This is a genomic window from Pseudomonas oryzicola (assembly GCF_014269185.2).
Taxonomy (GTDB): domain Bacteria; phylum Pseudomonadota; class Gammaproteobacteria; order Pseudomonadales; family Pseudomonadaceae; genus Aquipseudomonas; species Aquipseudomonas oryzicola.
Genome location: NZ_JABWRZ020000001.1, coordinates 2,606,126 through 2,618,727, shown reverse-complemented (window position 1 = coordinate 2,618,727; position 12,602 = coordinate 2,606,126). Strand labels below are relative to the sequence as shown.

Annotated in this window: 12 protein-coding genes and 1 pseudogene; 11 read left to right on the top strand and 2 right to left on the bottom strand. The window is 63.0% G+C overall.

The window, feature by feature from the left end; translation table 11 throughout:
• Positions 1 to 48: 48 nt before the first annotated feature.
• Both HU760_RS12060 and HU760_RS12055 read right to left on the bottom strand, forming a co-directional pair.
• Positions 49 to 462 carry a DUF1294 domain-containing protein gene (locus tag HU760_RS12060; protein ID WP_186674337.1) on the bottom strand — a complete coding sequence of 138 codons (414 nt, stop codon included), beginning with the start codon at positions 460 to 462 and terminating at the stop codon, positions 49 to 51.
• Positions 455 to 1,285: an undecaprenyl-diphosphate phosphatase gene (locus HU760_RS12055; protein ID WP_186674338.1), complete on the bottom strand. Its 831-nt coding sequence runs from the start codon at positions 1,283 to 1,285 to the stop codon at positions 455 to 457. The genes HU760_RS12060 and HU760_RS12055 overlap by 8 nt, the downstream gene beginning before the upstream one ends.
• Before the next feature lie 299 nt (positions 1,286 to 1,584).
• Here HU760_RS12055 and HU760_RS24705 point away from each other — a divergent pair.
• The 11 genes and pseudogenes from HU760_RS24705 to HU760_RS12005 all read left to right on the top strand — a co-directional run.
• A pseudogene (locus tag HU760_RS24705) lies at positions 1,585 to 2,346 on the top strand (cache domain-containing protein); the annotation flags it as partial.
• 138 nt (positions 2,347 to 2,484) lie between these two features.
• Positions 2,485 to 3,219: a methyl-accepting chemotaxis protein gene (locus HU760_RS24700; protein WP_437179856.1), complete on the top strand. Its 735-nt coding sequence runs from the start codon at positions 2,485 to 2,487 to the stop codon at positions 3,217 to 3,219.
• 190 nt (positions 3,220 to 3,409) lie between these two features.
• Complete coding sequence (gene pnuC, locus HU760_RS12045; RefSeq protein WP_186674340.1) at positions 3,410 to 3,976, top strand: nicotinamide riboside transporter PnuC; 567 nt, start codon at positions 3,410 to 3,412, stop codon at positions 3,974 to 3,976.
• Positions 3,973 to 4,542, top strand: a complete 570-nt coding sequence (locus tag HU760_RS12040) for an AAA family ATPase (RefSeq protein ID WP_186674341.1) — start codon at positions 3,973 to 3,975, stop codon at positions 4,540 to 4,542. The genes pnuC and HU760_RS12040 overlap by 4 nt, the downstream gene beginning before the upstream one ends.
• A 298-nt stretch (positions 4,543 to 4,840) precedes the next feature.
• On the top strand, positions 4,841 to 5,272 hold the full coding sequence (gene fapA, locus HU760_RS12035) for a functional amyloid chaperone FapA (RefSeq protein WP_186674342.1): 432 nt from the start codon (positions 4,841 to 4,843) through the stop codon (positions 5,270 to 5,272).
• Position 5,273: 1 nt separating this feature from the next.
• Positions 5,274 to 5,852: a fibril amyloid subunit FapB gene (gene fapB / locus HU760_RS12030; RefSeq protein ID WP_186674343.1), complete on the top strand. Its 579-nt coding sequence runs from the start codon at positions 5,274 to 5,276 to the stop codon at positions 5,850 to 5,852.
• Positions 5,853 to 5,901: 49 nt separating this feature from the next.
• Entirely contained in the window at positions 5,902 to 7,353 is a 1,452-nt protein-coding gene (gene fapC, locus HU760_RS12025; RefSeq protein WP_186674344.1) for an amyloid-like fimbrin subunit FapC, read from the top strand.
• Positions 7,354 to 7,415: 62 nt separating this feature from the next.
• Positions 7,416 to 8,096 (top strand): fibril amyloid maturation endopeptidase FapD, encoded by a 681-nt coding sequence (fapD, locus tag HU760_RS12020; protein WP_186674345.1) that lies wholly within the window; start codon positions 7,416 to 7,418, stop codon positions 8,094 to 8,096.
• Positions 8,097 to 8,140: 44 nt separating this feature from the next.
• Positions 8,141 to 8,887: a fibril amyloid subunit FapE gene (gene fapE, locus HU760_RS12015; protein WP_186674346.1), complete on the top strand. Its 747-nt coding sequence runs from the start codon at positions 8,141 to 8,143 to the stop codon at positions 8,885 to 8,887.
• Between the two features lie 46 nt (positions 8,888 to 8,933).
• Positions 8,934 to 10,214 (top strand): fibril amyloid transporter FapF, encoded by a 1,281-nt coding sequence (fapF, locus tag HU760_RS12010; protein WP_186674347.1) that lies wholly within the window; start codon positions 8,934 to 8,936, stop codon positions 10,212 to 10,214.
• Between the two features lie 135 nt (positions 10,215 to 10,349).
• Complete coding sequence (locus tag HU760_RS12005; RefSeq protein WP_186674348.1) at positions 10,350 to 12,551, top strand: LTA synthase family protein; 2,202 nt, start codon at positions 10,350 to 10,352, stop codon at positions 12,549 to 12,551.
• Positions 12,552 to 12,602: the final 51 nt, after the last annotated feature.

The following is a 12,602-nucleotide window of genomic DNA, read 5'->3' as shown; positions in this document are numbered from 1 at the left end:
TCACCTGCAGAGCGGGTTTACCCGAGAAGAGGCCGACACAGCCACGAATCAGCCAACGGCTAGATAACGCCCACCAAGAAACAGCCAGTCCGCCCAGAACACCTGGTGCAGCAGCACGATCCCCCAGCACACCAGCTGATACGAAACCTTGCGCGTCTTGTGCCGGAACAGCTGCTGCGCCAGCAGTGCCCCCGGCCAGCCACCCAGCAGCTCACTGGCATGCAGCACCTTTTCAGGGGTACGCCAGGCCTGGGTGCGTGCCTGCTGTTTATCCTGCCAGTACAGCAGCAGGCTGATCAGGCTCATCGCCGGGTACAAGGCCAGTGGCCACCAGGCCTGGTCGGCCCAGGCCATGCGCGTTGCGCCGAGGCCGGGCAGCAGGCACAGCAGGCCCAACAGCAGCAGCTTCAGGCGTACATTGCGCACGCCCTCCAGTCGCACTCCCCTTGCGGCCTCAGCCATGGGCGGTCGCCCAGTCAACCCAGCCGAACTGCCAGGTCGCCAGGATCAGCAGGCCGAAGGCGATGCGATACCAGGCGAACGCCGCGTAGCTGTGGTTGGCAATGAACTTGAGCAGCGCGCGCACGGCGATCATGGCAAAAATGAACGAGGTCACGAAGCCAAGTGCAAACACCGGCAGGTCGCCGGGCTGGAACAGGTCGCGGTACTTGTAGCCCGAGTACACCGCCGCGCCCACCATGGTTGGCATCGCCAGGAAAAACGAGAACTCGGTCGCTGCCTTGCGCGACAGGCCGAACAGCAACCCACCGATAATGGTCGAGCCGGAGCGCGAAGTGCCCGGGATCATCGCCAGGCACTGGATGAAGCCGATCTTCAAGGCATGGCTCCAGCGCATGTCATCCACATGGTCGACCTCCACGCGGTGCTCGCGACGCTCGGCCCAGAGCATGATCACCCCACCCACTACCAGTGCCGCCGCCACGGTAATCGGGTTGAACAGGTATGCATGGATCAGGTCGGCGAACAGCACACCCAGCACCACCGCCGGCAGGAACGCCAGCAACAGGTTGCCGGTGAAACGCCGCGCCGTCGGTTGGCTGGCCAGGCCGAAGACCACGTCGAGTATCTTGCTACGAAACTCCCACACCACCGCCAGAATCGCCGCCAGCTGAATGATGATGTTGAAAGCCATGGCCCGTTCGCCACCAAACCCGATCAGGTCGGCGACGATGATCTGGTGGCCGGTACTGGATATCGGCAGAAACTCCGTCAGCCCTTCGACCACGCCCAAGATGATTGCCTGAAAGGCAGTCCAAAAATCCATCGTTCCCCCGCTGGAGCGCTGCTCGTTGCAGGCCCCTTGTTCTTGATTTGCTTGAAATTGCCGCGCGCGGCCCGCGCTGTTTTACAGCGTCTGTTGGGCGCAAGGCCAGTAGAAAAGTTCACGCCCCCTAAAGGTTTCATCTTGCGCGGCCGAAATCCTAGCAGAGCGTCTTTGCACTCGCCTTGTACGACCGCTGCAGACTATCAGTCGCATAGCACTTAGCCATTAGTCGAGTAGGGCCCTTGCGCAAACCATGCTTGGATGCACCTGAATAAAAAGAACAATGCGGGAGCTATGGGATGAAAACCCTGAGATCGATGTCTATCAGCCGCCGCCTGTGGCTGATCCTGCTGGTCGCGGTGGCCATGCTGCTGGTGCTGGGCCTGCTGATGCTGCGCCAGATCCATGGCGACCTGTACCAGGCCAAAGCGGAAAAGACCCGCCACGTGGTGCAGACCGCAGCGGGCGTACTGACCTATTACCAAGGCCTGGAGGCGGCCGGCAAGCTCAGCCGCGAGGCTGCCCAGCAACAAGCGCTGCAAGTGGTGCGCGCGCTGCGCTACGACCATGACGACTACTTCTGGATCAACGACCTGGGGCCGAAGATGATCATGCATCCGGCCAACCCCAAGCTTGACGGCCAGGACCTGTCAGGCATCCGTGACCCCGATGGCTTTGCCGTGTTCAACGAGATGGTCGCGCTGGCCCGCAAACAGGATGCCGGCCCGGTCAATTACCGTTGGCCCAAGCCCGGTGCCAGCGAGCCGGTGGCCAAGACCTCCTATATCCAGCTGTTCAAGCCGTGGGGCTGGATCATCGGCTCGGGCGTCTACATCGACGACGTGCAGGCCGAGTTCAACCGCCAGTTGCGTGACGCCTCGCTGGTCGGCCTGGCCATCGCCCTGCTGATGGCGCTGGTGGTGATGCTGATTGCCCGCAGCATCGCTCGTCCCCTGCAGGAGGCAGTGCAGGCCATGAGCAATATCGCCAGCGGCGAAAGTGACCTGACTCGGCGCCTGGACACCCACGGCCGCGACGAAATCACTCACCTGGGCGAGCACTTCAACCGCTTCAACGGCAAGCTGCAAGGCGTGGTCGGCCAGTTGCAGGGGGCAGCCCATGCCCTGGCCCAGTCGGCCGGGCATGTGGGTGACAACGCCGGCGCCGCGCAGCAGCACAGCGCCCAGCAATCGCTGCAGATGGACCAGGTGGCTACCGCCGTCAACGAGGTAACCTACGCCGTGCAGGACGTGGCCAAGACCGCTGAGCAGGCTGCCGGGGAAATGCGTACTGCGCAGCAGCAGGTGGCGCATGGCCAGGAGGCCATCCACGGTAGCCTGGCGCAGATCGACCGGCTGTCGCTGACCATCGACCAGGCCGTGCAGGTGATCCGTGACCTGGCCGGGCACAGCACGCGCATCGGCGGCGTGCTGGACGTGATCCGCTCCATCGCCGAGCAGACCAACCTGCTGGCGCTGAACGCGGCCATCGAGGCTGCACGGGCCGGCGAGCAAGGCCGTGGCTTTGCCGTGGTCGCCGACGAGGTGCGCCTGCTGGCCCAGCGCACAGCGCAGTCGACAGCCGAAATCCACACCATGATCGAACACCTGCAAAGTCAGTCGGACGCGGCGGTCAAGGCCATCGACACCAGCAGCGAAGCCTCCCGCCAGACCGTCGAGCAGGCCCGCGAAGCGGGTGCCAGCTTGGACGCCATCAACCAGGCGCTGAACAACCTCACCGGCCTGAATGCCTCGATTGCCAGCGCCACCTTGCAGCAGTCGCATGTGGTCGAGGAGATCAACCGCAACGTGCTCGATACCGCCGGCTTGTCGCAACAGACCGCCGATGCCGCGCGCCAGTCCAGCGAAGCCGGCTTGGCGCTGGGGCGGTTGAGCGAAGAGCTGGAGCAATTGTTGCGGCAGTTCCGGGTTTAGGTCGAGAATGCCGGGGGCGCTCTGCGCCCCTTCGCCGACCGCGCCGCTCCTGTGGTCGGATCTATTGCCCCCTTGGGCTCTGTGTCGCGATGGGCTGCAAGGCCGCCGCAAGGTCACCGACGCGCTACACCTTCCCTGACCGACCCGCTACAATCGCGGCCCTCTTCGATAGTCTCTCCAAGGATCGCCGATGTCCGGCCTTGAACTCATCGCCGCCGCCCTCGGCGTCATCGCTGTCTGGCTCACGGTCAAGCAGAACGCCTGGTGCTGGCCGATCGGCCTGGTCATGGTGCTGATCTATGGCTGGCTGTTCTACGAGGTGAAGCTGTATTCGGGCATGCTGCTGCAACTGGCCTACGCCATTCTGCAACTGTACGGCTGGTGGCAATGGAAACGTCCGGGTCATGTTGAAGTTGCCCGCCAGGTCTCACGCCTGCAGCGCCCCGCACTGCTCAGCGGCCTGGCCGGCGGGGTGCTGCTGAGCGCCACGCTGGGCGCCGCCATGGCCAACTGGACCGACGCTGCCCTGCCCTGGCTGGACGCCAGCCTGACCGGGTTCAGCCTGGTCGCGCAGTTGTGGATGGCGCAAAAACGCCTGCAGTGCTGGCCGCTTTGGGTGGTGGTGGACGTCATCTACGTCGGCCAGTACCTGCACCAGCAACTCTATTTCACCGCGGGCTTGTTCGCCGTGCTCACCCTGATCGCCTTGCGCGGCTGGCTGGAATGGCATCGCGACCCGGCGCTGGTACAGCCATGAGCACGGCACAGGACATGAAGGTATTGGTGCTGTGCGGCCCGGAATCCAGTGGCAAAAGCTGGCTCAGCGGCGTGATCCAGGCACGTTTCGGCGGCATGGTGGTGGCGGAATACGTGCGCCACTTCATCGACCAGGAATGCCGCGACACCTGCTACGCCGATATCCCCACCATCGCGCGCGGCCAGCTGGCCTGGGAAGACAGTGCTCGTGCAAAGGCACCGCCACTGCTGATTCTCGATACCCACCTGCTGAGTAACATGCTCTGGAGCCAGGCCCTGTTCGGTGACTGCCCGCCCTGGCTGGAACAGGCGTTACTGGCACGGCACTACCACCTGCATCTGTTACTCAGCCCGCAAGGCGTGGATTGGGTTGCCGACGGCCAGCGCAGCCAGCCAGAACTGAGCGACCGTCAGCGTTTCTTCGATGACAGCCTGCACTGGCTGCAACAGCACACACAGGCGTACAAAATAATTGAAGGCAATTGGCCGCAACGCCAGTTGCTGGCGCTGCAAACAGTCGCTACGCTGATTGATAGCGATACGCCACCCGGCTTCACAGAGTGTTAAATCTTCGACACACCTCGTTAGGCCAAAGCCCGCGCAATAGAGGCGCTTCGCCCTGTTTCGCAGGCACTGTCAACGCGCTGAAACAGCTGGCAAAAAATCCCTTCCCGTCAAAGCCGCCACCGGCTCGCCCAATACCGCTCCGCGGCGCCTGTTTCAGGGCTGAGACAGAATACGCCGCAGTTTGTCATCTCCTTGCCCTAACCCTCTGATCGACCGAGTTTTTTCAAAAGCGGCACACCTCCTGCTGTCCCGTTCGCAACGCTGAACAGGACCAGCGCTCACAAAAGGAGCTGCCGTCGTGAGGAAAACTGACAAAGGCCTTCATCTGCTGCTGGTCTGCCTGTTTGGCGCATTGAGCCTGACTGCCCAGGCGGACAAAGGCATCATCATCATCACCCGCGACGTGCAGACGCGTAACGCGACGGTCCCGCCGCTGATCCCCGATCCGAATCCCACCACCGCCAATGCCAACCCGTCTGCCCAGGTACTCAGGCAAACCAGCGAACTGAGTGATGGCGACTTTGCCAGCATCAGCAGTGGCGCTGGCATCAGCACCCTGATTACCCAGCAGAGCAACAACCTGGGCGGTAACCTCGGCAACCAGACGCAACTGCCCAACCTTTCCGGTGGACGCGGCACCGGCTCGGGCAACGGCATCTCCAACATGGTCAATTCCAGTGTGCAGCGTGGCCTCGCCCCGCTGCAGATTCTGACTGGGGGGAGCAAGTGAGATGAAGCCCATGCTGCTGATCCTGGCCACCCTGTGCAGTGCCTCGGCCCTCGCCCAATCGCCAGCCCCGGTGGTCGACAATGCCGACATCGACAGTTCTGGCAGCCACTACCAAGGCAACCTCTCGGTCAACCAGGCCGCAGGAGACCAGCAACAGCAGGTGAATGCGCGGGCCATTGCCGTCGGGCCTGCAGCGAACGCCAGCACGCAGATACGGCAACGCCTGGCTACGCCCGCCAATCCTGCGCTGGACGCCCGCGCGCAGCTCCAGGGCAACGCCTTCAGCAACGGCAGTGGCGCCCTCGGGGTCAACCAGAGCGCCGGCGCCAATACCCAGCAAGCGAACGCACTGAGCATCAGCATCGGTGCCCAGCCGCAAAGCATCGACGACAGCGTCCTCCTGCAGCAGAACGTGGCGCTGCTCAACAACTCCGGTGCAACTGACACCCCAACAGGCCATCGCCAGGTCACGACCAGTGATCAGGCCTTCACCGGTAGCCGTGGGGTGATCCAGTTGAACCAGAGTGCCGGGGTGGGAAACCGCATGGCCAACACCCTGAGCATCCGGGTCGCGGATTGACCCAGTCAGTCAAGAACGACACTTAACCAATAACGTACGGAGAATCACCATGAAACCCTCGATGGCAATCAAGCCTCTGGTTTTCGCAATTGCTGCGGTCATGGCTGTTGCTGTACAAGCTGAGCAGAACGACCGGAGTGGCGGGCACCACAATGGTCACCATAACAACGGGCACCACAAGCCTCCTCCCACCAGGATCCCTGTGTTTGCCACGGCCAACGCCATTGACAGCCAGCGCAGCACGGGCAACAAAATCACCAACCAAGGCACCGTCAACGCGGCCGAGATGAGCAGTTCGGCCGCCGGCGCCAGCGGCAACGTGGGTGTCAACGTGGCAGCCGGCAATGGCAACCAGCAGGATAACGCCGCAGCCATTGCCAACGCGTCGTCCGAGTCCAGCCTGGACAACAGCTTCGTGTTCGGCACCGCCGAAGCCACCGCTGATGTCCGCCAGTTCAGCAACAACAACCGCGTCGACAACTGGTCCACGCAGAACTCGGCGGTCATGGCCGGCTCGGCCGATGGTGCAGAGGGCAACGTCGGCGTCAACATCGCCGGCGGCGACCTCAACCAGCAGAAAAACACCATGGCCATCGCCAACACCGGTGCCCCGCTGGGCAATGCCACCGCCACCGCCTCGGCCGAGCAGAATGGCCCGGGGCTGGTGGTGAACAATGGCGCCGACCGCACCTACCGCGTGGACACCCTCACCATCACCACCAGCAAGAGCGGTTCGAGCTCGCGTGAGGGCACCTTCAACTCGTCCGACGACCGCAGCTCGTCCTCGAGCTTCAGCGTGGCCGGCTCGCAAAGCGCCAGCTCCAGCGGTTCCAATGGCTGGAGTTCCAGCGGCTCGAGCAGCGCCAACGCCAGCGGTTCGCACAGCTCCACTGCCAGCGGCTCGAACAGCTGGAATGCCAGTGGTTCGGTGGCCGGCAACGCCAGCTCGTCCAGCAGCGCGAGCCTGAACGCCACGCTGGCCGCGGCAGCCGATGCCACCCGCACCGTGACCACCGATGACGGCCGTCGCGAGCGCACGCGCACCGACAGCTTCGACGCCTCGCTCAATGCCTCGCTCAATGTGGACGTCGACCGTTCGCGGGAAAGCGCGTACGACGCTTCGTTCGAGAAGGCATTCGACTCGTCGTACGACAAGGCTCGCCAATCGAGCTACGAGAAGTCTCGCGACTCCTCATATGAAAAGGCTCACGAGTCGTCCTATGCCAATGCATCGGAGTCGGCGTTTGAAAAGTCTGGCGAGAAATCGTCGCAATCTTCGAACGACGTGGCGAAGAGCTACAGCGAAAGCAGCGCCTACGACTTGAGCAATACCGTGTCCTTCCAAGTGCTGACCCCGACCGGCTGGGCCAACCCTGTGACCAACACTGCAACCCTTAGCGGCTCGGTGAATGGTGGCAGCGGCAACCTGGGCGTGAACGTGGCGGCCGGTGTGGGTAACCAGCAAAGCAACTCGCTGGCCATCTCCAACACCTCGTTCTGATCGCTGTGCTTGAGGCCCCCTGCGGGGGGCCTTTCCACCACAGAAAGGGAAGGCATCCGATCATGCGTATTGTCGCCTTGGCGTGTCTGCTGTGCCTGGCCTGCGTGAGTGAGGCTGCACAAATGCCACTGTCGGTGCTGCCCGGCGGCGCCGTGGTATTCAAACCCATCCAGAGTGTGCGCGAGCGCAAGTTCGCCGACCTGGTGCAACAGAAAACCGACTTCAGTTGCGGCGCCGCCGCACTGGCCACCATCCTGCGCCAGGCCTACTGGCTGGATGTGAACGAGCAACAGATCATCGAAGGCATGCTGGCCCACGCCGACCAGGACCTGGTCCGCACCCAAGGCTTCTCGATGCTGGACATGAAACGCTACGTGGAAAGCCTTGGCATGCGCGCCCGCGGCTACCGGGTGGCGCCCGAGACCCTGCACAGCGTTCGCATCCCGGTGGTGGTGCTGATGGAGGTGCGCGGCTACAAGCACTTCGTGGTCATGCAGAAGGTCGACCGGGGCTGGGTGTACATCGGTGACCCGGTGCTGGGCCACAAGCGCTACAAGGTCGACGATTTTCTCAAAGGCTGGAACGGCATCATCTTCGCCGTGATCGGCCAAGGCTACGACAAGCACAACGTCTTGCTCGACCCGCCCCTGCCACTGACCGCCAAGGGCCGGGTGAATGACTTCGCCCCGGTGCAGGACGCAGAGCTGCTGGATTTCGGTTTCATCAAAAGCGACTTCTTCTAACGACGCGGCGAACGACAAGGGGCATGACGCTCCGGGGAGCACCCATGAAACATTCACTGTGGCTTGCCATGGCCTGCCTGGCAGCCAGCCTGCCAACCCAGGCAGAGACTTTCAGACCCATCGAACTGAAGGACCAGGAACTGGCGAGCTTGCGTGGCCGTTATGTGATGCCGGGGCGCATCGTCAGTTTCGGCATCGTCATGTCCAGCACCTGGCAGAATGCCGCAGGCGATATGATAGGCGCGACGAGTACCCTGCAGATTCAGCGATCGACCATCAAGCCGCAATTCTATGTGACGATGATTGACGAGAAAGGCACTGGCACGGCGTCAGCTGGCGCATCTACCCGCGGTAGCGTGACGGGCGGCGCCGGGCTTGCTGCCACTGAAGGCGTCACCCAGGTGGTCCGTGCGGCCGGCGACAACAACAGCGCCTACAACAATGTCGACATCAACGTGACCAAGGCCAATCAGGCGCCCACCGTACAGCCGCAGGGCCAGGCGCTGGCGGCCGGCCAGACGCTGACGGGCGCCAACGGCGCAGGCGCGCTGAGCGTATCCGCCAGCGGTGTCGGTGTGCAGCTCAATATCGATGCCAGCAACAACCAGGGCAGCAGCGTGCAGCGCCTGGCCCAGGGTGGCCTGATGCAGAACACCACTCTGCTGGGCAGCGGTAACCGCGTCAACAACATCACCTCCCTCAACGTGGTGATGCGCGAAAGCGTGCCGACAGCGGCTTCGCTGAACGGCAGCCTCGACCAGCTCAAAGGTCTTCGCAGTTTCGGATATTGATCTACGCTCAGTTTCACAAAAATGAGTCGGTAGGGACGGCAATTCCATGCACCGATCGATAACGCTGAAAGCTGTTGTGTGTTTGGCCAGCCTGGCCCCGGTTACATTGCTCCATGCAGCCACCGACCCGCAGGTCGAGGCCCTCAAGCAGGAACTGACCGAACTGAAACGCCGCTACGAAGCCCAGCAGCAGGCGCTGATGGTGCTGGAGCAGCGCGTGCGCCAGGTCGAGGAAACCCCTGCAACACCCCCGCCCAAACGCCTGGTCAAATCCCCCGCCGAAGGGGTCAAGGGCGCGCAAACTGTCGCATCCGGCGCGCCGGGTACTACCGGTAGCTCCTATGGCCAGGCGCTGACAGCCGATTCCGAGCCGGCGCAGAGCGTGTCCAACCTGTATGACGAGGCCAGCGGCTTTTTCGGCGGCGGCAAGTTCAGCTTCGAGACCGGCATCACCTATACCCACTACGATACCCGCGCCCTGGTGCTCAACGGCTTCCTCGCACTGGACTCGATCTTCCTCGGCAGCATCAATCTTGACCGGATCAAGGCGGACAACTGGACCCTGGACATGACCGCCCGCTACAACCTGGCACAGCGTTGGCAGTTTGATATCAACGTCCCGGTGGTGTACCGCGAGTCCACCTATTCTTCCGGCGGTGCAGGTGGCGCCGGGGCGAGCACGTCGGACGAAACGGTGACCCGCGACCCGGAAATCGGCGACATCAACGTCGGCGTCGCCTACAAGTTCCTCGACGAAGACGAGACCTGGCCCGATGCAGTGGCCACCCTGCGCATCAAGGCCCCCACCGGCAAGGACCCTTACGGCATCAAATTGCGCGAAGTGCCCGGCAACGACAACCTGTCGGTACCGGAAAGCCTGCCGACCGGCAACGGCGTCTGGTCGATCACCCCGGGCATCTCGCTGGTCAAGACCTTCGACCCGGCCGTGCTGTTCGGCAGCCTGTCCTACACCTACAACATGCAGGACTCGTTCAGCGACATCAGCCCGCAGGTCAACAGCAAGGTGCCGGGTGACGTGAAGCTGGGCGACTCCTGGCAGATCGGCGGCGGTATCGCCTTTGCCCTGAACGAGAAGATGAGCATGTCGTTCTCGGTGTCTGACCAGTTCGCCAGCAAGAGCAAGATCAAACCGGATGGCGGTGACTGGCAGTCGATTTCCAACAGCGATTACAACGCGGCCAACTTCAATATCGGCATGACCTTCGCCGCCACCGACAACCTGACCATCGTGCCCAACCTGTCCATTGGTCTGACCGACGATGCGCCCGACTTTTCCTTCAGCCTTAAATTCCCTTATTACTTCTGATACTTGCCACCGTCCGGGCCCGCGCGCGCGGCCCGGTTTTTGGTTACCAACCTTGTAGCGAACCGTGTTCCCTGGCCCAGGCTGTTATCATCGAGCACAGATGCATGACGATTTGATGGCAAAAGGGAATTTTTTGTGAACAACCTGTCAGACCACCTAACTACCCGGTTTACCGCCCTGGCAAGCCTGGTTCTGGTGATCCCACTGGGTACGCGCGCCATGCTGGGTTGGTCCAACCCGCTCGGTTACCTGTCCGACCTGGCCCTCGGCAGCCTGCTGGTATTGCTGCTGCACCGCCGCCCCTGGTGGCTTGCCTTGCCCGTGCTACTGGCATGGGCTGCCCTGTGGGTGGCCTCGGCTGAACTGGTGAGTGCGGTGGGCAGGTTGCCCACCACCACCGACCTGGCCTACCTGGCCGACCCGCAATTCATGGAGAATTCGACCGGCGGCGGTCTCGCCCATGCCTGGCTGCCCTGGGCGCTGGGGGCCGGCCTGCTGGTCTGGCTGGCCAGCGCCTGGCATCACCGCACCCAACGCAGCCAGCCTCTGCCACGCAAGGCCTGGGCCATCCCGCTGTTGCTGTTCGCTGGCCATTGGAGCAGCCAGCAGCTGGCACCTGCCGATGCCGAGCAATGGCGGCTGTACAACCTCCCCCATCAGCTGCTGTCGGCCGCCGCTGGTGATCTGCGGCGCCACGTCCAGGGCTGGACGGGGCAGACACAAACCTTCACGCCGCTGGCCAGCAGTGGCCTGACCCAATCCGACCTGCATGGCCAGCGCCTGCTGGCCGGGCCCGGCACCGCCCGCAACCTGCTGGTCATTACCGTGGAAGGCATCCCCGGCGCCTACCTGCGGCCCAACCGCCAGGCGCTGCACAGCCGCTTCGACGAAGACCTGATGCCCAGGCTCAGTCAATGGGCCGAACGTGGCATGAACACCCCGGACTACGTACTGCACACCCACCAGACCATCCGTGGCCTGTACGCCATGCTCTGTGGTGACTACGACAAGCTGGCCAATGGCACGCCCAAGGGGGTCGAGCTGCTGACCCAGAACCAACGCAACCAGGCCTGCCTGCCGGCGCAGCTGCGCCAGGCCGGCTTCACCACTCACTACCTGCAGGGGGCCGGCCTGCGCTTCATGGCCAAGGACCGCATCATGCCACACATCGGTTTTGATGCAGTGCATGGCCAGGAGTGGTTCCGCAACAAGAACTACCTGGACTTCCTCTGGGGCAAGGACGACCGGGCCTTCTTCGAGGGTGCCCTGGACTATGTCGGCCAGCTGCAGAAGCAGGACAAGCCGTGGATGCTGACCCTGCTCACCGTCGGTACCCACCAGCCGTACTCGGCTCCCGCCGAATACCTCGAGCGCTACGACACGCCAAAACAGGCAGCGGTCGCCTACCTGGACGACGCGCTCGGTGCCTTCCTCGACGACCTCGAACGTCTGGGCGTACTCAAGGACACCCTGGTACTGGTCACCTCCGACGAGTCCCACGGCATCGATGGCGTGCGCCTGGCTTCGTCCTGGGGCTTCAACCTCACCCTGGCGCCAGAGCAGGCACAGTTGCCACGCATCAAGCGCGGCACCTACGGCCATGTCGACCTGGCCACCTCGCTGCTGGACTACTTTGCCCTGCCCATTCCCATGGCGCTTGGCGGCCGCTCGCTATACCGTGACTACGACACCGGTCGCGAAATGATTTCCTATACCAACGGCATGCTGCGCTATCACGACGGCCACGGTGTGTTCACCGAGTGCGACTTCCAGCAGCACTGCCGGCGTTACGCCAGCGAGGGCTTCATCGCCGACCAGGCACGTTACCTTGGCCCGGGCGATGACCTGCTCGGTCAACAGATCGGTGCGCTGGCAGCAGTACTCGACCAGTCCCTGCAGCACACCCCTCTGAATCTGCGCTACCAGTTCGGTAGCCCTTCGCCTATCCGCTTGCGCAAGCGCATTCATGACGAATGGGCAGACAACCTGATCGGTGCGCAATACCTGGAAATGCCCGAGGGCTCGCACACCCGCGTGCGGGTCAAGGTCCGCTCGCTGGACCGGAAACACACAGCCTATATCCAGCTCAAGGCCAAGCAGTTGGAACAGGACGTACCGTTAGGCTTGCCTGGTGAGATGAAGGTCACGGCCGACGAACCCCTGGAGATCGAGTTCAGCTTTGACAACCCGACCGCACGCAAGGCGTTTTCCTTCCATCTGCTGGGCTATGGCGGTGGCCAGGTGGAGGTGAGCGACTTCAGCGTGATCACTGCACTGCCCGGCGACGATGACACCCTGGATGAAATGGCCGACGGGCATATCGCCCATTCTGGCTGAAATCAGCTACCGCTCATCGCCCGGGAAGCGCTGCCTGTCGATTCAACCCAC

What these genes read in the sequence shown, in the direction of transcription:
- HU760_RS12055 (WP_186674338.1), bottom strand. Translation starts at nt 1,285, where the DNA reads ATGGATTTTTGGACTGCCTTTCAGGCAATCATCTTGGGCGTGGTCGAA.
- fapD (WP_186674345.1), top strand. Translation starts at nt 7,416, where the DNA reads ATGCGTATTGTCGCCTTGGCGTGTCTGCTGTGCCTGGCCTGCGTGAGT.
- HU760_RS12060 (WP_186674337.1), bottom strand. Translation starts at nt 462, where the DNA reads ATGGCTGAGGCCGCAAGGGGAGTGCGACTGGAGGGCGTGCGCAATGTA.
- fapE (WP_186674346.1), top strand. Translation starts at nt 8,141, where the DNA reads ATGAAACATTCACTGTGGCTTGCCATGGCCTGCCTGGCAGCCAGCCTG.
- pnuC (WP_186674340.1), top strand. Translation starts at nt 3,410, where the DNA reads ATGTCCGGCCTTGAACTCATCGCCGCCGCCCTCGGCGTCATCGCTGTC.
- fapC (WP_186674344.1), top strand. Translation starts at nt 5,902, where the DNA reads ATGAAACCCTCGATGGCAATCAAGCCTCTGGTTTTCGCAATTGCTGCG.
- HU760_RS12040 (WP_186674341.1), top strand. Translation starts at nt 3,973, where the DNA reads ATGAGCACGGCACAGGACATGAAGGTATTGGTGCTGTGCGGCCCGGAA.
- fapB (WP_186674343.1), top strand. Translation starts at nt 5,274, where the DNA reads ATGAAGCCCATGCTGCTGATCCTGGCCACCCTGTGCAGTGCCTCGGCC.
- HU760_RS24700 (WP_437179856.1), top strand. Translation starts at nt 2,485, where the DNA reads ATGGACCAGGTGGCTACCGCCGTCAACGAGGTAACCTACGCCGTGCAG.
- fapF (WP_186674347.1), top strand. Translation starts at nt 8,934, where the DNA reads ATGCACCGATCGATAACGCTGAAAGCTGTTGTGTGTTTGGCCAGCCTG.